The sequence below is a fragment of the Streptomyces sp. NPDC028635 genome (assembly GCF_040637635.1).
GTDB lineage: Bacteria > Actinomycetota > Actinomycetes > Streptomycetales > Streptomycetaceae > Streptomyces.
In genome coordinates, this window is record NZ_JBEZWX010000025.1 from 1 (window position 1) to 22,969 (window position 22,969).

Annotated in this window: 17 protein-coding genes and 1 pseudogene; 5 read left to right on the top strand and 13 right to left on the bottom strand. The window is 71.7% G+C overall.

Translation table 11 applies throughout. The features are described 5' to 3' along the window. Nucleotides 1-106: 106 nt before the first annotated feature. From AB0E88_RS24190 to bldG, 4 genes are all read right to left on the bottom strand, one after another. A complete protein-coding gene (locus AB0E88_RS24190; protein ID WP_361633940.1) occupies nucleotides 107-706 on the bottom strand; it encodes a small secreted protein in 600 nt (199 codons plus the stop codon). A 241-nt stretch (nucleotides 707-947) separates the two neighbouring features. Then, nucleotides 948-3,356 carry a sodium-translocating pyrophosphatase gene (locus AB0E88_RS24195; protein WP_361633943.1) on the bottom strand — a complete coding sequence of 803 codons (2,409 nt, stop codon included), beginning with the start codon at nucleotides 3,354-3,356 and terminating at the stop codon, nucleotides 948-950. Nucleotides 3,357-3,671: 315 nt separating this feature from the next. After that, complete coding sequence (locus tag AB0E88_RS24200) at nucleotides 3,672-4,109, bottom strand: ATP-binding protein (RefSeq protein WP_361633946.1); 438 nt, start codon at nucleotides 4,107-4,109, stop codon at nucleotides 3,672-3,674. A gap of 105 nt (nucleotides 4,110-4,214) precedes the next feature. Continuing rightward, a complete protein-coding gene (gene bldG, locus AB0E88_RS24205) occupies nucleotides 4,215-4,556 on the bottom strand; it encodes an anti-sigma factor antagonist BldG (RefSeq protein WP_009189842.1) in 342 nt (113 codons plus the stop codon). Nucleotides 4,557-4,638: 82 nt separating this feature from the next. Here bldG and AB0E88_RS24210 point away from each other — a divergent pair, with 82 nt between their 5' ends. Then, nucleotides 4,639-7,380 carry a DEAD/DEAH box helicase gene (locus AB0E88_RS24210; RefSeq protein WP_361633950.1) on the top strand — a complete coding sequence of 914 codons (2,742 nt, stop codon included), beginning with the start codon at nucleotides 4,639-4,641 and terminating at the stop codon, nucleotides 7,378-7,380. Here the strand turns inward: AB0E88_RS24210 and AB0E88_RS24215 are convergent. The 7 genes and pseudogenes from AB0E88_RS24215 to ssd all read right to left on the bottom strand — a co-directional run. Next, nucleotides 7,358-7,711, bottom strand: a pseudogene (locus AB0E88_RS24215) (Rv3654c family TadE-like protein); the annotation flags it as partial. The gene AB0E88_RS24210 and the pseudogene AB0E88_RS24215 sit on opposite strands and share 23 nt — an antisense overlap. After that, nucleotides 7,708-8,085, bottom strand: coding sequence for a TadE family type IV pilus minor pilin (locus AB0E88_RS24220; RefSeq protein WP_361633953.1), 378 nt, complete (start codon nucleotides 8,083-8,085; stop codon nucleotides 7,708-7,710). The gene AB0E88_RS24220 and the pseudogene AB0E88_RS24215, both read right to left, overlap by 4 nt. Then, a complete protein-coding gene (locus tag AB0E88_RS24225) occupies nucleotides 8,072-8,284 on the bottom strand; it encodes a DUF4244 domain-containing protein (RefSeq protein WP_361633955.1) in 213 nt (70 codons plus the stop codon). Before AB0E88_RS24225 ends, AB0E88_RS24220 begins: the two co-directional genes overlap by 14 nt. Before the next feature lie 101 nt (nucleotides 8,285-8,385). Further along, nucleotides 8,386-9,165: a type II secretion system F family protein gene (locus AB0E88_RS24230; protein WP_361633958.1), complete on the bottom strand. Its 780-nt coding sequence runs from the start codon at nucleotides 9,163-9,165 to the stop codon at nucleotides 8,386-8,388. A gap of 78 nt (nucleotides 9,166-9,243) precedes the next feature. Then, nucleotides 9,244-10,143, bottom strand: coding sequence for a type II secretion system F family protein (locus AB0E88_RS24235; RefSeq protein ID WP_361633960.1), 900 nt, complete (start codon nucleotides 10,141-10,143; stop codon nucleotides 9,244-9,246). Next, the gene (locus tag AB0E88_RS24240) at nucleotides 10,136-11,362 is read right to left on the bottom strand and encodes a TadA family conjugal transfer-associated ATPase (RefSeq protein ID WP_361633962.1); all 1,227 of its coding nucleotides are present in this window, start codon (nucleotides 11,360-11,362) and stop codon (nucleotides 10,136-10,138) included. The genes AB0E88_RS24235 and AB0E88_RS24240 overlap by 8 nt, the downstream gene beginning before the upstream one ends. Next, nucleotides 11,359-12,471: a septum site-determining protein Ssd gene (ssd, locus tag AB0E88_RS24245; RefSeq protein ID WP_361633965.1), complete on the bottom strand. Its 1,113-nt coding sequence runs from the start codon at nucleotides 12,469-12,471 to the stop codon at nucleotides 11,359-11,361. Before ssd ends, AB0E88_RS24240 begins: the two co-directional genes overlap by 4 nt. A gap of 569 nt (nucleotides 12,472-13,040) precedes the next feature. Here ssd and AB0E88_RS24250 point away from each other — a divergent pair. Continuing rightward, nucleotides 13,041-13,874 carry an HAD-IB family hydrolase gene (locus AB0E88_RS24250; RefSeq protein ID WP_361633968.1) on the top strand — a complete coding sequence of 278 codons (834 nt, stop codon included), beginning with the start codon at nucleotides 13,041-13,043 and terminating at the stop codon, nucleotides 13,872-13,874. 382 nt (nucleotides 13,875-14,256) lie between these two features. Here AB0E88_RS24250 and AB0E88_RS24255 read toward each other — a convergent pair whose 3' ends face one another. Then, nucleotides 14,257-15,081: an oxidoreductase gene (locus tag AB0E88_RS24255; RefSeq protein WP_361633971.1), complete on the bottom strand. Its 825-nt coding sequence runs from the start codon at nucleotides 15,079-15,081 to the stop codon at nucleotides 14,257-14,259. 101 nt (nucleotides 15,082-15,182) lie between these two features. On the opposite strand from AB0E88_RS24255, the gene AB0E88_RS24260 reads away from it, so the two are divergent. Then, nucleotides 15,183-16,163 (top strand): ATP-binding protein, encoded by a 981-nt coding sequence (locus tag AB0E88_RS24260; RefSeq protein WP_361633974.1) that lies wholly within the window; start codon nucleotides 15,183-15,185, stop codon nucleotides 16,161-16,163. Between the two features lie 95 nt (nucleotides 16,164-16,258). Here AB0E88_RS24260 and AB0E88_RS24265 read toward each other — a convergent pair whose 3' ends face one another. Further along, on the bottom strand, nucleotides 16,259-17,539 hold the full coding sequence (locus tag AB0E88_RS24265; RefSeq protein ID WP_361633976.1) for a hypothetical protein: 1,281 nt from the start codon (nucleotides 17,537-17,539) through the stop codon (nucleotides 16,259-16,261). 344 nt (nucleotides 17,540-17,883) lie between these two features. Here AB0E88_RS24265 and AB0E88_RS24270 point away from each other — a divergent pair, with 344 nt between their 5' ends. Both AB0E88_RS24270 and acs read left to right on the top strand, forming a co-directional pair. Beyond that, entirely contained in the window at nucleotides 17,884-20,355 is a 2,472-nt protein-coding gene (locus AB0E88_RS24270; RefSeq protein WP_361633979.1) for a SulP family inorganic anion transporter, read from the top strand. 509 nt (nucleotides 20,356-20,864) lie between these two features. Further along, on the top strand, nucleotides 20,865-22,829 hold the full coding sequence (gene acs, locus AB0E88_RS24275; RefSeq protein ID WP_361633982.1) for an acetate--CoA ligase: 1,965 nt from the start codon (nucleotides 20,865-20,867) through the stop codon (nucleotides 22,827-22,829). Nucleotides 22,830-22,969: the final 140 nt, after the last annotated feature.

Genomic DNA, 22,969 nt, shown 5'->3' on the forward strand with positions numbered 1-22,969 from the left:
GGTCTCCTCCTGGTCGTCGGGCGTGACGTCGGTCTGCGTGTACGCGTCCATCTGGCGCCCGTCGAGGCACGTCACGGGCTCGCTGCCGCAGGGGCCGCAGGCGACGTCAGCTCTTGGCCGCCGAAGGCGCCGCCGGCGCAGACGCCGCCTTGCAGCTCTCCTGCTTGCTCATGGCCTTGCCGACGTCCCCCTCCTCCAGGTTCTTCAGCGCATCGCTCCCGCTCTTGCTGAGCTTGTCCAGCTCGGTGGCGATCCCCTTCAGTCCGTCGGCGAACTTCCCCTGGTCCGAGGTGTTCAGCGCGTCGACCTGCTTCTTCAGCGCCGCGTACTTCGCGGACAGCGCGTTCAGCTCCGTCACCGCGTCGCGCTGCTTCTTCTCACCGCCGTCCACGTTCGGCGCGCCGGCGCGCTGCACCGCGGCCCCGATCGCCTTGTACGCGTCGGACATGTCCTGGAAGGCCCGCGCGTCGGTCGCCTGGACGTCCTTGGGGGCGCTGTTGTCCGAGGTCTCCTTCTGGATCGCGGCGTTCGCGGCCTCGATCTTCTTCGCCTGCGGCTGAACGGCGTCACAGACCTGCTTGGCCCAGGCGTCCAGCTTCTCGTTGCCGTTGTCGCTGCTGCTGCACCCGGACACTGCCAGTACCAGTACCGCACCGCCGGACAGTGCGGCCGCGAGCTTCTTGTTCACCGGATTGGTCCCTTCCATGGCTCTCGGCCCCGGAACATACACGCCACCCACGCGGCACCCGCACTCCGGATGCCCGCTTGGAACCCTTTTGAAGCCATTCGCACCAAGCGAGAGAAGGCTCACGAACCCGGTTCACACACCTCCACCGCTCCCTCGTCGCACACAGCGGAGCGGGCGGCCACCGCGCCAACACGCGTGGTCCGCCCGCTCCTTGAGGGAGACCTCCTCGGCTCACCGGCCGATCAGAACCGCTCCCTGACTACGAAACCACCGCCGGGTCGGCCGACTTGGGCGTCGGCTCGGCGTCGTCGTCCTCGTCGCCCACGGCGATACCGCGCCGTTTGGAGATGTAGACCGCCACGAGGATCACCAGGAACGCGAGCACCGCGACCGCCACTCGCACGCCGATGCTCTTGTCCGCGCCGTAGGAGAACTTGATCACGGCGGGGGCGATGAGCAGCGACACCAGGTTCATGACCTTCAGCAGGGGGTTGATCGCGGGACCCGCGGTGTCCTTGAACGGGTCGCCGACGGTGTCGCCGATGACCGTCGCCGCGTGCGCCTCGCTGCCCTTGCCGCCGTGGTGGCCGTCCTCGACGAGTTTCTTGGCGTTGTCCCAGGCTCCGCCGGAGTTGGCGAGGAACACCGCCATCAGCGTGCCCGCGCCGATCGCGCCGGCCAGATACGCGCCGAGCGCGCCGACACCGAGCGTGAACCCGATGAAGATCGGCGCCATCACCGCGAGCAGTCCGGGCGTGGCCAGCTCCCGCAGGGCGTCCTTGGTGCAGATGTCGACGACCTTGCCGTACTCCGGTTTCTCCGTGAAGTCCATGATCCCGGGCTTCTCACGGAACTGCCGGCGCACCTCGAACACCACCGAACCTGCCGATCGCGACACCGCGTTGATCGCCAGCCCGGAGAAGAGGAAGACGACCGCCGCGCCCGCGATGAGGCCGACGAGGTTGTTGGGCTGGGAGATGTCCATCGACAAGGTCAGCGGCGCACCGGCGCCGGTCAGTCTCTCGCCCACGTCGCGGACGTTCGTGGTGATCGCGTCGCGATACGACCCGAACAGCGCCGACGCCGCGAGCACGGCCGTGGCGATGGCGATGCCCTTGGTGATGGCCTTGGTGGTGTTGCCGACGGCGTCGAGGTTGGTGAGCACCTGGGCACCGGCGCCCTCGACGTCCCCGGACATCTCGGCGATGCCCTGGGCGTTGTCGGAGACCGGACCGAAGGTGTCCATCGCCACGATCACGCCGACCGTGGTGAGCAGGCCGGTGCCGGCCAGCGCGACCGCGAACAGCGCGAGCATGATCGACGTACCGCCGAGCAGGAACGCCCCGTACACGCTCAGACCGATCAACAGGGCGGTGTACACGGCCGATTCGAGTCCGACCGAGATACCGGCGAGGACGACCGTGGCGGGGCCCGTGAGGGACGTCTTGCCGATGTCCCTGACCGGGCGGCGGGTGGTCTCGGTGAAGTAGCCGGTCAGTTGCTGGATCACGGCGGCCAGCAGGATCCCGATCGCCACCGCGACCAGTGCGAGGACGCGCGGGTCGCCGTCCTTGCCGCGGACCGCCAGGTCGGTGACCCCGTCGAGGTCGGAGTACTTCGCCGGGAGATAGACGAAGACGGCGACCGCGACCAGCGCCAGGGAGATCACCGCGGAGATGAAGAAACCGCGGTTGATCGCGCTCATGCCGCTGCGGTCGGCGCGGCGCGGCGCGACGGCGAAGATGCCGATCATGGCCGTGATCACGCCGATGGCGGGAACGAGCAGCGGGAAGGCGAGACCGGAGTCGCCGAAGGCCGCCTTGCCGAGGATCAGCGCGGCCACCAGGGTCACCGCGTAGGACTCGAACAGGTCGGCGGCCATGCCGGCGCAGTCGCCGACGTTGTCGCCCACGTTGTCGGCAATGGTCGCGGCATTGCGCGGATCGTCCTCCGGAATGCCCTGCTCGACCTTGCCGACCAGGTCGGCGCCGACGTCGGCGGCCTTGGTGAAGATGCCGCCGCCCACCCTCATGAACATCGCGATCAGCGCCGCGCCCAGGCCGAAGCCCTCCAGCACCTTCGGCGCGTTCGCCGCGTACACCAGCACCACACAGGACGCGCCCAGCAGGCCGAGCCCCACCGTGAACATGCCGACGACGCCACCCGTCCGGAAAGCGATCTTCATCGCTTTGTGGGAAACAGCGGTGAGATCTTTTTCCGGTTCACCGGGTGCCGGAGTCGCTTCCCGGGCCGCCGCGGCGACCCGCACATTGCTGCGCACGGCGAGCCACATGCCGATATAGCCGGTGGCTGCCGAGAAGGCCGCGCCGATCAGGAAGAAGATCGACCGTCCGGCCCGTTGATTCCAGTCGTCCGCGGGCAACAGCATGAGCAGGAAGAACACGACGACGGCGAATACGCCGAGGGTGCGCAGCTGCCGGGCCAGATAGGCGTTCGCGCCTTCCTGGACGGCCGCCGCGATCTTCTTCATGCTGTCGGTGCCCTCGCCCGCCGCGAGCACCTGGCGCAGCAGCACGCCCGCGACCACCAGCGCGGCCAGGGCGACGACGCCGATGACCACGACCAGGATGCGGTTGTCGTCGGTCAGGACCGCGGCTGCGAGAGTCGAGGGGTGGCCCAATCGATGTGAGATGGAAAGCTCCGCCATTCGTCCTCCTTGACGCTTGGGCTGAGCTCACGATGTGGACGGATTGTAGGTACCCGCTCCCGATGTAAACAGGGCACGGGAAACGGAATTAGCCGCCCCCGGGTAATGCCCTGAAAGCATTCCCGGGGTGGTTTTTCCGACACCTCTCCGGTGACACCTAGATCGTGAATTGCTTCACGAAATGCAATCGCCCCTTACGCCCCACGTCGGAGGCGATGCGCTGCGTGAACCACTGTAGGTGCGGCCACTGACATCCGCACATGACGAAGGGCCCCACGAGGGGGCCCTTCGATGTCGCGGGTGGTCGCGAAGCGGTCAGGTGAGCGCCGTGGCCGGCGGTGTGGTCGGCCACGTCATCCGGATCTGCCCGCCGTGCTCCCCGGCGGTGACCTCCACGTCGTCGACGAGGCCGGAGATGACCGCAAGGCCCATCTCGTCCTCCTCGACCTCCGCGTCGGCTGCACCGCCGTCGGCTCCGGCCGCTCCCCCGCCGGGGGTGGCGTGCCGCGCCTCGTCGCCGACCTCGATGGAGAACTGCTTCTCCTCCTCGATCAGCAGCACCTTCACGGGGGCACCGATGCCACCGCTCTGGTGCAGTCCGACAGCACGCGAGCAGGCCTCGCCGACCGCGAGCCTGACCTCGTCGAGGACGGCCTCGTCCACCCCGGCCCTGCGCGCCACCGCTGCCGCCACCAGTCGGGCGGTCCTGACGTGCTCGGGCAGCGCGCTGAAGCGGAGTTCAACGGTGGCCATGCATCCCCCTCGCGACTACGGGCGTGCTGTCGAGGGGCCGGGCCGCACGGGCCCGGTCCCCCTGTTGTTCAACTCGGCCGTCCCGGGCGGGCCGGGGCGGCGGGCTCAGTCGGTGGCCGCCACCGCTTCGTCGACCGAGGTGTGGATCGGGAACACCTTGGTCAGACCGGTGATACGGAAGATCTTCAGAATGCGCTCCTGGTTGCACACCAAGCGCAGCGAGCCCTCATGGGCGCGCACCCGCTTGAGTCCGCCCACCAGCACGCCGAGCCCGGTGGAGTCGAGGAAGTCCACGCCCTCCATGTCGACGACGAGGTGGAAATTCCCGTCGTTCACCAGCTCGACCAGCTGTTCGCGCAGCTTGGGCGCGGTATATACGTCGATTTCGCCACCGACCTCGACGACCGTACGATCGCCGACGGTACGGGTCGACAGGGACAGGTCCACGGATCCTCCAGCACCTTGCTATCGAGCGGTCGTCCCTCGGGACACCTCGGCTTGCAGCCCCAAGGACAGTTCGCCAGCCGCGATGGCATTCAATCACTTACCGGCAGGCGTGCACGACGCCTTGACTCCATTGTCCGTCACGCCAGTGACACACTCGGTGCCGATGGCCAAGAATCACCGATCCGATCGACCCGCCCCGGAACCCGTGTCCCGCCCGGAGCCGGGTGCCGTCCTGGGCAGGCTCGCCTCGGGCCCGAGCCGGGCGTCGCGCATCACTCATACGGAGCACTTGCCCCCGCGGGCGGGCCGGCATGCCGTCTGGCCTGACCGGATCCGCACGGAGGTGATCTCGGCCGTACGGGCCTGCGGGATCGAGCATCCGTGGGCCCACCAGGCCGAAGCCGCCGAGCACGCCCTGGACGGCGACTCGGTGGTGGTCGCCACCGGCACCGCCTCCGGCAAGTCCCTCGCGTATCTGGTTCCGGTCCTGTCCGCCCTGCTGGACGGCTCCGAGGCCCCGAACGGCCGCGGCGCCACCGCCCTGTACCTGTCCCCGACGAAGGCGCTTGCGGCGGACCAGTGCCGTTCCGTGAAGGAACTTTCACAGACCCTCGGACACGCCGTCCGACCTGCGGTCTACGACGGCGACACACCGTTCGAGGAACGCGAGTGGATCCGCCAGTACGGCAACTACGTGCTGACCAATCCCGACATGCTGCACCGCGGGATCCTGCCCTCCCACGCGCGCTGGGCCTCCTTCCTGAAATCCCTGCGGTACGTCGTCATCGACGAGTGCCACACCTACCGCGGCGTCTTCGGCTCGCACGTCGCCCAGGTGCTGCGCCGACTGCGCCGGCTGTGTGCCCGCTACGGGTCGTCCCCGGTGTTCCTGATGGCCTCCGCGACCGCCGCCGAGCCCGCCGTGGCCGCCCAGCGGCTGACGGGGCTGCCGGTCGTCGAGGTGGCCGACGACGCCTCCCCGCGCGGTGAACTGGTGTTCGCCCTCTGGGAGCCCCCGCTCACCGAGATGCAGGGCGAGAAAGGTGCACCCGTTCGGCGTACCGCAACCGCCGAGACGGCCGATCTGCTCACCGACCTCGCCGTGCAGGGGATCCGCACCGTGGCCTTCGTCCGCTCCCGGCGTGGCGCCGAGCTGATCTCGGTGATCACTCAGGAACGGCTCGCCGAAGTGGACCGCTCGCTCGCCCGGCGTGTCGCCGCCTACCGCGGCGGCTACCTCCCCGAGGAGCGCCGCGCTCTGGAGCGCGCCCTGCACTCCGGCGAACTGCTCGGACTCGCCGCGACGACCGCCCTCGAGCTCGGCGTGGACGTCTCAGGCCTGGACGCCGTCCTCATCGCCGGCTACCCCGGCACCCGCGCGTCCCTGTGGCAGCAGGCCGGCCGGGCGGGCCGCTCCGGCCAGGGCGCCCTGGCGGTGCTGATCGCCCGCGACGACCCACTGGACACCTTTCTCGTCCACCATCCCGAGGCCCTGTTCGACCGTCCGGTGGAATCCACGGTCCTCGACCCCGACAACCCGTACGTGCTCGCCCCGCACCTGTGCGCCGCCGCGGCGGAGCTGCCGCTGGTGGAGGACGACCTGAAACTGTTCGGGCCGGCCTGCGCCGACGTCCTCCCCCAGCTGGAGGCCGCCAAGCTGCTGCGCCGCCGGACGAAGGCCTGGCACTGGACCCGCCGTGAACGGGCCGCCGACCTCACCGACATCCGCGGGGCGGGCGGCCGCCCCGTCCAGGTCGTCGAGACCGGTACGGGCCGCCTGCTCGGCACCGTCGACGCCGCCGCCGCGCACGGCACCGTCCACGAGGGCGCCGTCCACCTCCACCAGGGCCGCACCTACCTCGTGCGCTCCCTGGACCTGGAGGACTCGGTCGCCCTGGTCGAACAGGCCAGTCCGCCCTATTCGACCGTCGCCCGTGACACCACCGCGATCTCCGTCCTCGAGACGGACATCGAGATCCCCTGGGGCGAGGGCTGCCTGTGCTACGGCTCGGTGGAAGTCACCAACCAAGTGGTCTCCTTCCTGCGCCGGCGACTCATCACCGGCGAAGTGCTCGGCGAGACGAAACTCGACCTGCCCCCGCGGACACTGCGCACGCGCGCGGTGTGGTGGACGGTCACCGAGGACCAGCTGGACGCCGCCCGGATCACCCCGGAGATCCTCGGCGGCTCCCTGCACGCCGCCGAACACGCCTCGATCGGCATGCTGCCGCTGTTCGCCACCTGCGACCGCTGGGACATCGGCGGTGTCTCGGTACCGCTGCACCCCGACACGCTCCTGCCCACGGTCTTCGTCTACGACGGCCACCCCGGCGGCGCCGGCTTCGCCGAACGCGCCTTCCACACCGCGCGCTCCTGGCTCGCCGCCACCCGCGAGGCCATCGCCTCCTGCGAGTGCGAGGCCGGCTGCCCGTCCTGCATCCAGTCCCCCAAGTGCGGCAACGGCAACGATCCGCTGCACAAACGAGGCGCCATACGCCTGCTCACGGAGCTCCTGCGCGGGGCACCGCGGGAGAAGCGGGACGAGGAACCGGACGAGATGCCGATGGAGAACCGGAAGGGGGAGCCGGACGGGAAACCGACGCAGAGCCGGGAGAGGAGGCCAGAGGGGGAACCGACGCAGAGCCGGGAGGGGAAGCCGGACGAGGAGCCGGAGGGGGACCCGGGGATTGCGGAGGAGGAGCCGGGTGTGCCGCCGGAGGAGAGCCTGATGGAGCACCCGGTGAAGGATCCGGGCGAGGCGGTTGCGCCGGGCTCGGCAGAGGGTCCGTCGGTGTCCGCGCCGCAGGGCCCGCTCTCGCCCTGACCTCCGCGGCGAACGGGGCCCGGCCCGACCCAGCCGTCACGTCCGAGGTCTCGCCGACGATCGCGCACCGCACCAGCCGTACGCCCTGGGCCCGCGCGACGCCGGCCGCCCGGCCGCAGGCCACCGTGGCGCCCTCGGCCGAGTGATCCGCCGCCGCGAGTGCCGCGAGGTCCGCGCCGCCGGCCGCGCGGTGCCGGGCCACGACGGCGTGCCCGAGCGCCAGCACGGCCACGAACACCACACACAGCACGGCGATCACACCGACGCTCCACACGGTCGCCGAGCCGCGGTCCCGGCCGACAGCGCACCGCCGCCTCCCCCGCCCGGTCACCGTTCTCCTCCGACCGTCTCCTCCGCCAAGGCCACGGCCTCTTCGCGCAGTTCGAAAGACAGCCCGTGCAGCAGGGCGGGCCTGGCCGCGACCACCACCCGAACCTGGTCGCCCTCCCGGCCGACGGTGACCCGGGCGCCACGCGGAGCGGTGTCCCGCGCCACCCGGATCACCTCCTCGACCGGGTCCTGGCGGGCAGCCGCTCGCGCTCCGGTCCGCGCCGCGTCCACGCACTGGACCTGCGCCGTGACCACGAGCAGCCCCCACACCAGGGCGGTGGCGAAGAGGACCAGCACCGGCAGGGCCACCGCCGTCTCCGCCGTCACGAACCCGCCGTCCCCGCGCGGCTCCCCGCGCCGCTCACACCGCCGCACCGAGCGCTCGATTCATCAGGGCCTGAAGCTGCGCGGAGACCGCCTCGCTCGTCGCCAGTTTGTACAGCACGGTGGCGAACGCCACCGCCGCGACCACGCCGACCGCGTACTCGGAGGTGACCATTCCGGCGTCCCTCCGTCCCACCGCGTGTGCCCTGCGCAGCAGCCCCCGCAGCCGTGCCTTCACTGCCTTGTACATCTCAACCCCCGTAAGGTTCCGATCCGTTCGTCGATCCGTCCTGCGCCGTCCGTTCACACCGTCCGCTCCTCCTCACCCACCTCCCGTCCGCAAGCCGCGGCTCACCCACCCCCTTTCAGCAGGCCGCCCGCCAGTCCGATCACCACGGGCAGGACGCCGATGACGATGAACGCGGGCAGGAAACAGAGCCCCACCGGTGCGGTCACCATCACCGCCGCCCGTCTGGCCCGTTCCGTCGCCGTGCGCGTCCGGTCGGCGCGAGCGTCCCCGGCAAGCCGTGCGACCGGCTCCGCCGCCGGCAACCCGCTCACATCGGCCCGTTCCAACAGCCGTGCCAGCGCTGCGGCCCCGGGCAGCGCGGCCAACCGCCGCCAGGCGTCGGCCGGTGCACCGCCGAGCCGCATTTCGGCCGCCCCGCGCGCCAGCGCCTGCCCGAGCGGGCCGCCCAGCGCTTCACCCACGGCGTGTGCCGCGTCGACCGGCCCGGCGCCCGAGGTGATGCAGGCCGCCAGGAGATCGGCGGCGAGGGGAAGCTGGCGCTCGGCCTCCCGTAGTTCCGTCACTGTGAAACCGGTCCCGGGAACGTCGGCCGGCTGCCGGCGGCGCCAGTACGCCATCCCGGCCGCGGCGGCCACGCCGACGACGGCCCCGGTGATCCCGCCGACGACGGCCCATCCCGCGCAAGCCACGGCCACCAAGGGCAACAGGCGCCCCCACGCGCGGCCCGGCCGTCTCCGGCGGCCCGCCGGCACCGCCTCGCGGGCCAGCAACCCGCTCAGCCGTCTGCGCACCCGACGCTCGCGCCGCACCCGCGCCGCCCACACCAGGCCCAGCACCAGCGCCACCACCGCCCCCAGGCTGTGGACGACCTCCGCGCTCACCGCGCCCTCACCCCTCTCGCCCCGCTCGTCTCCCGCGCCTCACAGCAGCTCCTCACAGCGACCCCTCACGCCGACTCCTCACACCGACTCCGCCGCCCGCACGATCCGCAGCGCCCACCACACGCCCGCCGCCTCCAGCAGCCCGCCGACGAGCAGGCAGCCGAGGCCCGCGCCGGTGTGCAGCAGCACCCGCAGCGGATCGGCGCCGAGCGCGGTACCCAGGGCCAGGCCGAGGGCCGGCAGACCGGCGAGCAGCACCGCTGTGGAGCGGGCGCCCGCCAACTGCGCGCGCAGATCGGCACGCTGGTCGCGTTCGGCCCGTAGAGCCGCCTGCAGCCGGTCCAGTCCGGCCGCGAGGCCCGCACCCTGGTCCAGGGCCACCCGCCAGCAGGCGGCGAGCCCCAGCAGCCCGTCGGCGCCCGGCTGCCGTGCCGCGGTGGCCAGCGCGGCCGGGACGTCCCCGCCGAAGCGGGCCGCCGCCAGGACCGCGGCCCGGCCCTCGCCGAGACCACCCGACTCGCGTGCCGCGCTCAGCAGCGCATGACCCGGCGGCCGGCCGGCCCGCACCTCTCCGGCGAGCGCCGCGCACAGCGCGATGACAGCGTCTCCCCGCTGCTCCCGCGCGCGCCGCGCCTCGGCGGCCAGCCGCGCCCGCCGCAGCAGAGGCACCCCGGCCGCCCCCGCGACGAGCGGCAACGGCGAGCCGCCCAGCAGGCCCATCAGTGCTCCGACGACCGCCGCCCACCACTCGGGTCGCCACCGCGCACGCAGCCGCCGTAGCTCCTGGGCGGGATCGGGCCAGGCGGGCGGCACCGCGGCCACCACTCCCCCGGCGGTCACCACTCCCCCGCCGGCCAGCACCAGCCGTGCCCGCCGCGCCCCGAAGTGGTCCCCGCCGACCAGCCAGGCCGCCATGCCCACACAGGCCGTGGCGGTGGCCCAGGACGCCTGCACCACTCCCCACGGCGTCTCACCCATCCCTGTCACCTCCCCGGGCACCGGTCGCGCCCGGGCCCTCCTCGCATGCGTCTCCATGGCCCCCGAGCAGCTCCCGCAGCCGCTCCCAGCCCCGCTCGCGTACGAACGCCTCCCGACCCCAGCGCAGGGCCGGGACGGTCCGCACCAGGCCGGAGGAGTCCCGCTCCAGGACGTGCACCTCGGCGATCCGGCGCAGCCCTGCCCGGTCGCGTGCCAGGTGCAGGACGACCGACAGGGCGGCCGCCACCTGGCTGTGCAGTGCGGCCCGGTCGAGCCCGGCCGCCGTACCGAGCGCCTCCAGGCGGGCCGGGACGTCCGCGGCCGCGTTGGCGTGGACGGTGCCCGAGCCTCCTTCGTGGCCGGTGTTGAGGGCGGCCAGCAGGTGCACGACCTCCGCCCCGCGCACCTCGCCGACGACCAGCCGGTCGGGCCGCATCCGCAGCGCCTGCCGCACCAGGTCCTCGAGGGTGACCAGCCCGGCGCCCTCCTGGTTGGCGGGTCTGGCCTCAAGGCGTACGACATGCGGGTGGTCGGGGCGCAGTTCGGCGGAGTCCTCGGCGAGCACGATGCGCTCGTGCGCCCCGACAAGGCCGAGCAGCGCGCTCAGCAGAGTCGTCTTGCCGCTGCCGGTGCCGCCGCTGATCAGGAAGGACAACCGGGCCGCCAGCAGGGCGCGCAGCACCAGGTCACCGCCCGGCGGCACAGTGCCCGCCTCGACCAGTTCGCCGAGGGTGAAGGCGCGCGGCCGTACGACGCGCAGGGACAGGCAGGTGCAGCCCACGGCGACCGGGGGCAGCACCGCGTGCAGCCGGGTGCCGTCCGGCAGGCGGGCGTCCGCCCAGGGACGGGCGTCGTCCAGACGCCGGCCGGCCACGGCTGCGAGGCGCTGCGCGAGGCGTCGTACGGCGGCCGGGTCGGGGAAGGTGACACCGGTCAGCTCCAGGCCGGCGCCGCGGTCCACCCAGACCCGGTCCGGCGCCGACACCAGCACGTCGCTCACGGTCGGATCGGCCAGCAGCGGTTCCAGGGGTCCGGCACCGACCAGTTCCGAACGCAGCCGCTGGGCCGCGCCGAGGACTTCCGCGTCGCCGAGGACGCGGCCCTGCTCGCGCAGCGCCTGCGCCACGCGCGCGGGGGTGGGCTCGGCGCCGCTGGCGGCCAGTCGACGGCGTACGCCGTCCAGGAGTTCCGTTCCGGTCGTCGCGTCGAGGCCGTTCACGCGGCACCCGCCTCGATGAGGGCGCGCTCCCAGAACCCGGTGCAGAACCGGGCCAGTGGCCCGCGTGCCGCCGCGCCCGGTGGCGCTTTGCCCTCGCCGGGGCGCAGCAGGGCCGATTCCAGGGGCACCTCACCGGCGAGGGGCAGCTGGAGCAGCCGCGCCACCTCGCGGTCGTCGAGGCCGGGCGCGTAGGGGCCGCGTACGGCGACCCGCAGGTCCTTCAGGACCATGCCGACCGCGGACGCGATCCGTCCGGCGGCGGCGACGGCCCGCAGCTCGGCTGGGACGACGAGCAGCCCGATGTCGAGCTGGGCGAGCACCTCGGCGACTCCGTCGTCGAGCCGGCGCGGCAGGTCGACGACGACGGTGCCGCCCCGCCGACGGGCGGCGGCGAGCACCGCGCGCACGGCCTGCGGGGGCACGGCGACGCAGTCGCCACGGTCCCAGCTGAGCACGCGCAGCGCGTGCAGTTCGGGTAGTGACTCCTCCAGGGCGCCGCCCCCGACCCGGCCGCGCGAGGCGGCGAACGCCGGCCAGCGCAGGCCCTCGGCGCTCTCGCCGCCGAGGAGCACGTCGAGGCCGCCGCCCAGCGGATCGGCGTCGACCAGCAGCGTGCGCAGGCCCTCCCGCGCGGAGGTGACGGCCAGCGCGCACGCGAGCGTGGACGCTCCCGCGCCGCCGCGCCCTCCGATGACGCCGACGGTGAGCGCGGGGCGGCCCACGCCCTCGGCGACATCGGCGATCCGGTCCACCAGCCACTGCTCGCCGTCGGGGAGCATCAGGACGTGGTCGGCGCCGATCTCGACGGCCCGTTTCCACACTCCCGGGTCGTCCTGGTCGCGTCCGACGAGGACCACGCCGCGGCGGCGGCCGGCGCCGCGCACCCGTCCGGCGGCGTCGTCGCCCACCAGGACGAGTGGGGCCGCCTCCCAGCTGCCGCGTGGTTCGGGCACCCCGTGGTGCACTTCCGGTGTGGCGCCCGCGGCCGCGCACAGGCGCAGCAGGTCGTCGAGGAGCTCGGCGTCCTCGGTGACGATGAGCGGTCGGCCCTGGCGTCCCGAGGTGGCGGGCGGCGGGTCGTGTGTGACGGTTCCGGCCACGGTTTCCATCCCCCTTCACTGCATGGCGCGGGGCTCTCGTGCCCCGCGATTCCCGAACGTGTGAAGAACCGGCAAGCGGTCTCCATATGAACGGCCGACGGAAACCGGCCATACGCGCCTGCCAATGGGAACCGGTCACGAACTCGCCGTGAGCGGACGCGCTGGAATCACGGTGCAGTGAAGTCGGAAATCGTGTGGATCTTGGTGGATAACTGTGGACGGCTCAGGGGTTGTGAATATCGCCGTCACCCATACCGGTGACCCTTGTCCGGCGCGTGTGCGACTTTCCACAGCGCAGCACAAGCGCTACCCACAGTAACCAGTCATGGGCATGACCACTCGCGCGCCATCCGTCCACGTCGGCGCAGGACAGTCGCGCAGAAAGGGGAGAAACCCACCCGGACATGCGACGACCCCCGCCGGGGGGGAGAGCGGGGGTCGTCTCCACGGCCGACTCGGGGGGGGAGGAGTCGGACCGGGTTAGCACGGTCGCGAACGATCCGTGACTTCCATGGTGTACCCGAGAGGCCTCTCAGGCAAACCCACACGCCCCACCTTACGCCGAATGGGCTGCCCCTATGCTCTGGGGCGTGGAAAACCACTCCTTGCCCCGCACAGCGGCCTTCTTTGACCTGGACAAGACGGTCATTGCGAAGTCGAGCACGCTCACCTTCAGCAAGTCGTTCTACCAGGGCGGGCTGATCAACCGCCGCGCCGTCTTGCGGACCGCATATGCCCAGTTCGTGTTCCTGGCCGGCGGCGCCGACCACGACCAGATGGAGCGGATGCGCGCGTACCTGTCCGCGCTGTGCCGCGGATGGAACGTGCGGCTGGTCAAGGAGCTCGTGGCCGAGACCCTGCACGACCTGATCGACCCGATCATCTACGACGAGGCCGCCTCCCTCATCGAGCAGCACCACACCGCCGGCCGCGACGTCGTGATCGTCTCCACCTCCGGCGCCGAAGTGGTCGAGCCGATCGGGGAGCTGCTCGGCGCGGACCGCGTGGTCGCCACCCGCATGGTCGTGGGCGACGACGGCTGCTTCACCGGAGAGGTGGAGTACTACGCCTACGGCCCGACGAAGGCCGAGGCGGTCAGGGAACTCGCCGCGTCCGAGGGGTACGACCTGACCCGCTGCTACGCGTACAGCGACTCGGCGACCGACCTGCCGATGCTGGAGACCGTCGGCCATCCGCACGCCGTCAACCCGGACCGCGCCCTGCGCCGCGAGGCTCTCTCGCGCGGGTGGCCGGTTCTCGACTTCCACCGCCCGGTGCGCCTCAAGCAGCGCATTCCGGGGCTCTCGGTCCCGCCGCGGCCGGCCCTGGTGGCGGCCGCCGCCATAGGTGCGGCGGCGGCCACGGCGGGACTCGTCTGGTACGCGAGCCGACGCCGCCCGGACCGGGCCTGACCCCGCCCCGGTCCGATGCGAGTTCACGGAGTCCGTTTACATACTGTTTGAGATCAAAAGTAAAGAAGTGCAGGCAGGGGTTTCGTTTGCTCCCGGTCTGGAGTAAAAAGGACTCAACGGCCCGCGAGACCAAAGGACATCCGAGAGGATCACCTTTACGACGCATTTTGGCCCCACGGACCGAGCATGAACACCGGGCACCCACGCGACGTCGACCCGTCGATTACGGGCCAGCCGCACCAGGTGACGGGCAAAGTTCCCGACCTGATGGGCACATATCGAGGACGCATGGTAACTGGGTGAACATGCCAGCGGCGGTACGAGTCTCTCGTACCGCCGCAACCCTTTTCGGCGCCCTGTGGAGCTCATGGCCGCCGACGGGTCAGGCCGCTCCGCGCTGCAGCGCCTCGCACACCGCCGTCGACTCGCGGGCGCCCAGTTCCACCGCTCGGCCGCAGTGCGCGATCCACGCCGCCACACCGTCCGGCGTACCGGAGACATACCCCTCGAGGGCCGCCAGATAGGCCGCTCGGCCCAGTTCGGCGTGGCCCACCTCGGCCGGGCAGATCGCCTTCGGATCCAGGCCGCTGCCGATCAGCACGATCCGCTCGGCCGTACGCGCGATCAGGCCGTTGTGCGAGGTGAACGGCCGCAGCGCGAGCAGCTCCCCGTGCACGACGGCCGCCGTCACCAGAGCCGGCGCGGAGCTGCCCTGGATGATCAGGTCGGCGAGCCCTTCCAGGCGCCCGGAGACCTCGGCCGCGCTCGGCAGCGCCAGCTCCACCAGCGGCTCCTCGACGTCCTCGCCGGCCTGCCGCGGCCGGCCGACCCGGTCCTCGTCGCGGGCGGCCGCCACCAGGTGCAGCCGGGCCAGCACCCGCAGCGGCGACTGCCGCCAGATGGACAGCAGTTGCCCGGCCTCGGCGGTCAGCCGCAGCGCCGCGCCCACCACGCGTGCCTCGTCGTCGCCACCGAAGTCGGTACGGCGGCGCACCTCCTCCAGCGCCCAGTCGGCGCCGGACAGCGCAGCGGAGCCACGGGCGCCGCGCAGTGCCGCCTCGGAGGTGATCGCGGGACTGCGGCGGCGCATGATCCGGTGGCCGTAGACCCGGTCCACGGCCTTGCGTACGGATTCCACGGACTCGGGCACGCCGGGCAGGGCACCCAGGGCGGCGAGAGGATCGGCGGTCGCGCCTGTCGTACTCATGGGTACGACAGTACGCACCCAGGCCCCGCACCCCACGAAGGAGTGGTCTTCTTCACGCGGACTGGCCACCCACAGCCACCTCACCACTACGCTTGGTGAACATGAAAATTGCTTTCGTCGGGAAGGGCGGCAGCGGCAAGACCACCCTCTCCTCCCTGTTCATCCGCCATCTCGCGGCCACGGGCGCGCCGGTCGTCGCCGTCGACGCCGACATCAACCAGCATCTGGGAGCCGCTCTCGGCCTCGCCGAGTCGGAGGCCGCAGCATGGCCGGCGATGGGCGAGCACCTGCCGCTCATCAAGGACTACCTGCGCGGCAGCAACCCGCGGATCGCCTCCACCGAGACGATGATCAAGACGACACCCCCGGGCGAGGGCTCACGGCTGCTGCGGGTACGGGAGGACAACCCGGTCTACGACGCCTGCGCCCGGCCGGTGGAACTCGACGGCGGCACCGTGCGTTTGATGGTCACCGGCCCGTTCACGGACGCCGACCTGGGGGTCGCCTGCTACCACTCCAAGACCGGGGCGGTGGAGCTGTGCCTGAACCACCTGGTGGACGGGCCCGGTGAGTACGTCGTGGTGGACATGACGGCGGGCTCGGACTCCTTCGCGTCCGGCATGTTCACCCGCTTCGACATGACGTTCCTCGTGGCCGAGCCCACCAGGAAGGGGGTCTCCGTCTACCGCCAGTACAAGGAGTACGCCCGCGACTTCGGCGTCGCGCTGAAGGTCGTCGGCAACAAGGTGCAGGGCCAGGACGACGTCGACTTCCTGCGCGCCGAGACCGGCGACGACCTGCTCGTGACGGTGGGGCACTCCGACTGGGTGCGCGCCATGGAGAAGGGCCGGCCGCCCCGGTTCGACCTCCTGGAGGACACGAACCGTCTCGCGCTGCACCAGCTGCAGGCGGCCGCCGACGCGACGTACGCGCAGCGGGACTGGGCGCGCTACACCCGGCAGATGGTGCACTTCCATCTGAAGAACGCCCAGTCCTGGGGAAACGCGCGCACCGGGGTCGACCTGGCTGCGCAGGTCGACCCCGACTTCGTGCTCGGCGAGGAGATCACCGCAGCCGTGTGAGGAAGCCGAGGGTCACCTCAGCGGACGCCCTCCGCGTTCACGACGGCCACCGCCACCACTGACGGCACCGGCCATGGCGACTGCTACGGCTCCGGCTACGACTTGGCCGCCGGCGCCCCCGGGACACCCTTGGGCGCCGGCGCCGGACGGCCGCCGAGGAAGGACGCCCAGCCCTGCTTCGGGGCCTCGCCCACCTCCAGGCTGCGCAGCTTGGCGAGGGTCTGCGGGTCCTGGGCGTCCAGCCAGTCGGCGAGCTGCCGGAAGGACACGCACCGCACGTCGGGCTTGTTGCAGACTTCCTTGACTACGTCCCCGACGGCGCGCATGTAGGTGCCGCCGTTCCAGGACTCGAAATGGTTGCCGATGATCAGGGGCGCGCGGTTGCCGTCGTAGGCGCGCTCAAAGCCCTTGAGCAGGCCCTGGCGCATCTGCTCGCCCCACTGGTCGTACATGCTGGGGTCGCCCTGGGTCTGGGTGCCGGACTGGTTGACCATGAAGTTGTAGTCCATGGTCAGCTGCTCGTAGGAGTGTCCGGGGAAGGGCACCAGTTGCATGGACAGATCCCACAGGCCCTCCTTCTTGCCGGGCCAGACCTGGTTGTTCACACCGCTGGTGTCGTAGCGGAAGCCCAGCTCACGGGCGGCCTTCATGAAGTTCTTCTGACCCTCCAGACACGGGGTGCGGGCGCCGATCAGCTCCTTGTCGTAGTCGAAGGGCAGCGGTGCCGCCTTCGTCATGCCCGTGTTGGTCTTCCAGGACTTCACGAACTGCTTGGCCTGGGCGATCTCGTCCTTCCACTCGTCGACCGACCACTCGCCCACTCCGCCGTCCTTGCCGCAGAAGTGGCCGTTGAAGTGGGTGCCGATCTCGTTGCCCTCCAGCCAGGCCAGGCGCAACTGCTTGACGGTGTCGGCGATTCCCTGGTTGTCGTTGAAGCCGATGTCGGAGCGGCCCGGTGAGTGCTGCGGTGGCCGGTAGAGGTCGCGCTTCTCCTCCGGCAGCATGTACACGCCGCTGAGGAAGAACGTCATCGTGGCGTGGTTGGCCTTGGCGACCTCGCGGAAGTGGGAGAAGAGCTTCTGGCTGTCCTCGCCCGCGCCGTCCCAGGAGAAGACCACGAACTGCGGCGGCTTCTGACCCGGCTTCAGCCGCTCCGGCCTCGGCAGATGCGGCTGCGCCCCGGTGTAGGACGTGGAGCCGTCGCCGATGAGCCGGACCGCGCTCTTGGGCGCGGCGGCGGGCTTGTCCTTCTGCGGGCCGGAGGCCCCTGTGTGCTCCCCGCTGGACCCACCGGTTCCCATCGTGCAACCGGCCAGCGATGCGGCAACGGCCGCGGCGGCCACGGCGCCTGCGGCGATCCTCTGGGTGGCGGCCATCTTCCGCCCACCTTCTTCCTTCTCTCAGGCCAACGCCGATGAGGGCGTCTTGACGGTGCGCGGCCGGGGCCCGGGCCGGGCTCAGCCGACAGCGCCGTCAAGGTCGCACGGGACCGAGAAGGAATTAATACGACAAGCCGATGAAAAGCCCACTTCCCCCCGGAGAGTGAATTCTTGACCCATTTGCGCCGAATACCCATGCTTGTTCTTTACTCTGCATTACGATTCATTTACTCATTGTTGGTACATCCCGCCGCTGCACTCGTGACCCACGACCGCGACCGGGCCCCGCGCCAGACCGCGGGCCGGTTCCGCGACCGCGCTGCCCCGAAGGAGACGGGAACATGTCAGCCTGCACCCCCGCCCGAGCGGACCAAGCGGCGCGCACCGAGCGCGTCCACCCTCCGCACAGCCCGCCGCCCGCACCGCGCCGCCGTTTCCCGCTCGCGGGAGCGGATGTGTCCGCATCCATCGCGGTGTTCCTCATCGCCCTGCCCCTGTCGCTGGGCATCGCCCTCGCCACCGGCGCGCCCTTGCAGGCCGGTCTCGTCGCCGCCGCCGTGGGAGGTGTCGTCGCCGGACGCCTGGGCGGCTCCCCTCTCCAGGTCAGCGGCCCCGCGGCCGGTCTCACCGTCGTCACCGCCGACCTCATCCACCGCTACGGCTGGCGGGCGACCTGTGCGATCACGGTCGTCGCCGGAGCGGCTCAACTCGGCCTCGGATGCCTGCGGGTGGCCCGCTCCGCGCTCGCCGTGAGCCCCGCCATCGTGCACGGCATGCTCGCCGGCATCGGCGTCACCATCGCCGTAGCGCAGCTGCACATCGTCCTCGGCGGCAGCCCGCAGAGCTCGGTCCTCGACAACCTCCGCTCGCTGCCCGCGCAGTTGGCCGGCCTGCAGCCCGCCGCCGTGACCGTCAGCGCGCTGACCCTGGCGGTACTGCTGACGTGGCCACGCGTGCCCGGCCGGGCCGGACGCCTGCTGCGCACGGTCCCCGCGCCCCTTGTCGCGGTCGCCACGGGCACAGCGGCCGCCGCCCTCGCCGGGCTCACTCTGCCCAGAGTCGACCTGCCCTCCTGGCGCAGTCACGCCCTGCCGGCGCTGCCCGAGGGCCCGGTGGCCGGGCTGATCGCCGCCGTGCTCACCATCACCCTCGTGTGCAGCGTGCAGTCACTGCTCGGCGCGGTCGCCGTGGACAAGCTGGTCGCCTCCCGGCCCGGGCCCCGCCCCCGCGTCCACCGCTCCGACCTGGACCGCGAACTGCTCGGGCAGGGAGCCGCCAACATCGTCTCCGGGGCGCTCGGCGGGCTGCCCGTCGCGGGCGTCGCCGTACGCAGCACGGCGAATGTGCGGGCGGGCGCCGTGAGCCGGAACTCCACGATGCTGCACGGCGTTCTCGTAGTGATCGCCGCGCTGCTGATGGTCCCGATCCTGGAGCTCATCCCGCTCGCCTCGCTCGCCGCCCTGGTGATGGCCGTCGGCATCCAGATGGTGTCCCTGCACCACATCCGCACGGTGACCCGGCACCGGGAAGCGGTGGTGTACGCCGTGACCACGCTCGGTGTGGTGCTCCTGGGCGTCCTGCAGGGGGTGGCGCTGGGGATCGCCGTGGCCGTCGCCGTCGCCCTGAACCGCCTCGCCCACACCCGCATCACGCACGAAGAGAGGAAGGGGGTCCATCACGTACGCGTCCGAGGGCAGTTGACGTTCCTGGCGGTGCCGCGGCTCAGCCGGGCCCTGCACCTCGTACCGCAAGGCGCCGACGTGGTCGTGGAGTTGGACGGCTCCTTCATGGACCACGCGGCGTACGAGTCCCTGCAGGACTGGCAGAAGACACACACCGCCCAGGGCGGCACCGTCGAGCTGACCGGCCGCCGCCCCGGCATCCCTGAGGCCGCAGAGACCCTCACCACCTTGGCCGCCGACACGAGACCGGCACCCGGCAGCACGGCAGCCACCGCCACGGGCTGTCGCTGCCGGCCCTGGACACCGTGGCGCAACCACCAGTGCGCGGTGCCTCTCACCGCACCGGCGAGCGAGGCGCCTCACGCGGAGCGGACGGGCGACGCGCCGGTCGCCACGGCGCCCGGAGGCGGGGCCCGCGCGGCGCGGCCGAGCGACGCCTACCAGCTCAGTCACGGGATCAGTGCCTTCCAGCGCAACACCGCGCCGTTGGTCCGGGAGGAGTTGGCGCGGCTGGCGCGGGAGGGGCAGCGGCCGTCGCAGCTCTTCCTCACCTGCGCGGATTCGCGACTGGTCACGTCGATGATCACTTCCAGTGGTCCGGGCGACCTGTTCGTCGTGCGCAATGTCGGCAACCTCGTGCCGCCGCCGGGCGCGGAGGGCGGGGACGACTCGGTGGCGGCGGCGATCGAGTACGCGGTGGAGGTGCTGAAGGTCCGGTCCGTGACCGTGTGCGGGCACTCCGGCTGCGGTGCCATGCAGGCGCTGCTCGGATCCGAGCCGGGGGCCGCGCAGACGCCGCTGAAGCGGTGGCTGCGGCACGGGCTGCCGAGTCTGGAGCGGGCGACCGACACGAGCCGGCCCCGGCCGCGGCTCGCCGGGCGGCTGCCCGCCGACCAGGTGGAGCAGTTGTGCCTGGCCAACGTGGTGCAGCAGTTGGAGCATCTGCGCTCCCACGCGTCGGTGGCCCGGGCACTGCGGGAAGGGGCTTTGGAGCTGCACGGAATGTACTTCGACGTGGCCGAGGCGCAGGCCTATCTGCTCACCGGGGCGGACGGCGGAGAGGAGGCGGACGGCGGAGAGGAGACAGGGCAGGGATTCGACCGGGTACGGGCGACCGGGGTGCCGGGGTAAGGCCGTCCCGGACGGGTGCGGGCGGCCCGAGTGCCGGGGTGAGGACCGTTGCGGGGCGGGCAGCGGGGGCGGGTGTGGGCGGCCCGAGTGCCGGGGTAAGGCCGTCCCGGACGGGTGCGAGCCGCCGGGCGGGTGCCCGGGGAAGGCCGTCCCGGACGGGTGTGAGCGGGCGGGGGGCGGGGTGAGGGCCGGCCGTCCGTGGCCGGTCCGTCGGGGCGGGCCGGCCGGGGCGGCGACCCACGCCGGGTGGCCGGCGTGGGGCTGATGGGACAGCCCGGCGGAGGAGCGCGTCAGCGCATGGATCCCATGCGCCGACGGCCTCGCCGCGCTCGGTTGCGAGCAGAATGCGTTGGGTAGGCGCGACCTTCGGGGGGCGAACCTCCGGGGGTGGTGGCCCGTGACCCGGGAGTGATCGGGTGACAGGATGCCAGGAGGGGTTGACCAGCCCCGTCGACCCCTCGGAGAATCAAGGGCGTTGATTGGTCTAAACCACTTTGGACGGTGTTCGGATGGCAACCAACGAAAGTCCTTCCCTCTCGAACCTCCTCAAGGAGGAGCGTCGCTTCTCGCCGCCTGCCGAGCTCGCCGCGCACGCCAACGTCACGGCCGAGGCGTATGAGCAGGCCAAGGCGGACCGGCTCGGTTTCTGGGCGGAGCAGGCCCGCCGGCTGAGCTGGGCCAAGGAGCCGACCGAGACGCTGGACTGGTCGAACCCGCCGTTCGCGAAGTGGTTCAAGGACGGGCAGCTCAACGTCGCGTACAACTGCGTCGACCGTCATGTGGAGGCCGGCCACGGCGACCGGGTCGCCATCCATTTCGAGGGCGAGCCCGGCGACAGCCGCGCGATCACCTACGCCGAGCTGAAGGACGAGGTCTCCAAGGCCGCCAACGCCCTGCTGGAGCTGGGCGTACGCAAGGGCGACCGGGTCGCGATCTACATGCCGATGATCCCGGAGACGGCGATCGCCATGCTCGCCTGCGCCCGGATCGGCGCCGCGCACTCGGTGGTCTTCGGCGGCTTCTCCGCCGACGCGCTCGCGACCCGCATCAAGGACGCCGACGCGCGCGTGGTCATCACCTCCGACGGCGGCTACCGGCGCGGCAAGCCGTCCGCGCTGAAGCCCGCCGTCGACGAGGCGGTCGGCCGCGTGGACAACGTCGAGCACGTGCTCGTCGTACGCCGTACGGGCCAGGACGTCGCCTGGACCGAGGGCCGGGACGTGTGGTGGCACGAGCTGGTGGACCGGCAGTCCGCCGAGCACACGCCGGAGGCGTTCGACGCCGAGCACCCGCTGTTCATCCTGTACACCTCCGGTACGACCGGGAAGCCGAAGGGCATCCTGCACACCTCCGGCGGCTACCTCACCCAGGCCGCGTACACGCACTGGGCGGTCTTCGACCTCAAGCCGGAGACGGACGTCTACTGGTGCACCGCCGACGTCGGCTGGGTCACCGGCCACTCGTACATCGTCTACGGCCCGCTGGCCAACGGCGCGACGCAGGTGATGTACGAGGGCACCCCGGACACCCCGCACCAGGGCCGGTTCTGGGAGATCGTGCAGAAGTACAAGGTCTCGATCCTGTACACCGCCCCGACGGCGATCCGTACGTTCATGAAGTGGGGCGACGACATCCCCGCGAAGTTCGACCTGTCCAGCCTGCGCGTGCTGGGCTCGGTGGGTGAGCCGATCAACCCCGAGGCGTGGATCTGGTACCGCAAGAACATCGGCGCCGACACCACGCCGGTCGTGGACACCTGGTGGCAGACCGAGACCGGCGCGATGATGATCTCGCCGCTGCCCGGCGTCACCGCCGCCAAGCCCGGTTCCGCCCAGACCCCGCTGCCCGGCATCTCCGCCACAGTCGTCGACGACGAGGCGAACGAGGTGCCCGACGGCGGCGGCGGCTACCTGGTGCTCACCGAGCCGTGGCCGTCGATGCTGCGCACCATCTGGGGCGACGACCAGCGGTTCATCGACACCTACTGGTCGCGCTTCGAGGGCAAGTACTTCGCCGGTGACGGCGCGAAGAAGGACGACGACGGCGACATCTGGCTGCTGGGCCGCGTCGACGACGTCATGCTGGTCTCGGGGCACAACATCTCCACCACCGAGGTCGAGTCCGCGCTGGTCTCGCACCCGTCGGTGGCCGAGGCGGCCGTCGTCGGCGCCGCCGACGAGACGACCGGGCAGGCGATCGTCGCCTTCGTGATCCTGCGCGGTACGGCGTCCGAGAACGACAGCCTGGTCGACGAGCTGCGGGCCCACGTCGGCGCCACGCTCGGCCCGATCGCCAAGCCCCAGCGGATCCTTCCGGTGGCGGAGCTGCCCAAGACCCGCTCCGGCAAGATCATGCGCCGGCTCCTGCGGGACGTGGCCGAGAACCGGCAGCTCGGTGACGTCACCACGCTCACGGACTCCACGGTCATGGACCTCATCCAGGCGAAGCTGCCGCAGGCGCCCAGCGAGGACTGAACACGGGACTGAACGGCCGAGCACACGGGCACCCGGAGAGCAGCACGCCGGGTGCCCGTGCCGTGCCCGCCACCGTGCCGGTGAGCTTGCGGATGCCTCCGGTTCGCCGCTTAGGTAATCTAAATAAAGCGTCAGTGACG

Coding starts and splice junctions, on each gene's coding strand:
- AB0E88_RS24190 (WP_361633940.1), bottom strand. CDS start 706: ATGGAAGGGACCAATCCGGTGAACAAGAAGCTCGCGGCCGCACTGTCC.
- AB0E88_RS24195 (WP_361633943.1), bottom strand. CDS start 3,356: ATGGCGGAGCTTTCCATCTCACATCGATTGGGCCACCCCTCGACTCTC.
- AB0E88_RS24200 (WP_361633946.1), bottom strand. CDS start 4,109: ATGGCCACCGTTGAACTCCGCTTCAGCGCGCTGCCCGAGCACGTCAGG.
- AB0E88_RS24210 (WP_361633950.1), top strand. CDS start 4,639: ATGGCATTCAATCACTTACCGGCAGGCGTGCACGACGCCTTGACTCCA.
- AB0E88_RS24225 (WP_361633955.1), bottom strand. CDS start 8,284: ATGTACAAGGCAGTGAAGGCACGGCTGCGGGGGCTGCTGCGCAGGGCA.
- AB0E88_RS24235 (WP_361633960.1), bottom strand. CDS start 10,143: ATGGGTGAGACGCCGTGGGGAGTGGTGCAGGCGTCCTGGGCCACCGCC.
- ssd (WP_361633965.1), bottom strand. CDS start 12,471: ATGGAAACCGTGGCCGGAACCGTCACACACGACCCGCCGCCCGCCACC.
- AB0E88_RS24250 (WP_361633968.1), top strand. CDS start 13,041: ATGCTCTGGGGCGTGGAAAACCACTCCTTGCCCCGCACAGCGGCCTTC.
- AB0E88_RS24255 (WP_361633971.1), bottom strand. CDS start 15,081: ATGAGTACGACAGGCGCGACCGCCGATCCTCTCGCCGCCCTGGGTGCC.
- AB0E88_RS24260 (WP_361633974.1), top strand. CDS start 15,183: ATGAAAATTGCTTTCGTCGGGAAGGGCGGCAGCGGCAAGACCACCCTC.
- AB0E88_RS24265 (WP_361633976.1), bottom strand. CDS start 17,539: ATGGCCGCCACCCAGAGGATCGCCGCAGGCGCCGTGGCCGCCGCGGCC.
- AB0E88_RS24270 (WP_361633979.1), top strand. CDS start 17,884: ATGTCAGCCTGCACCCCCGCCCGAGCGGACCAAGCGGCGCGCACCGAG.
- acs (WP_361633982.1), top strand. CDS start 20,865: ATGGCAACCAACGAAAGTCCTTCCCTCTCGAACCTCCTCAAGGAGGAG.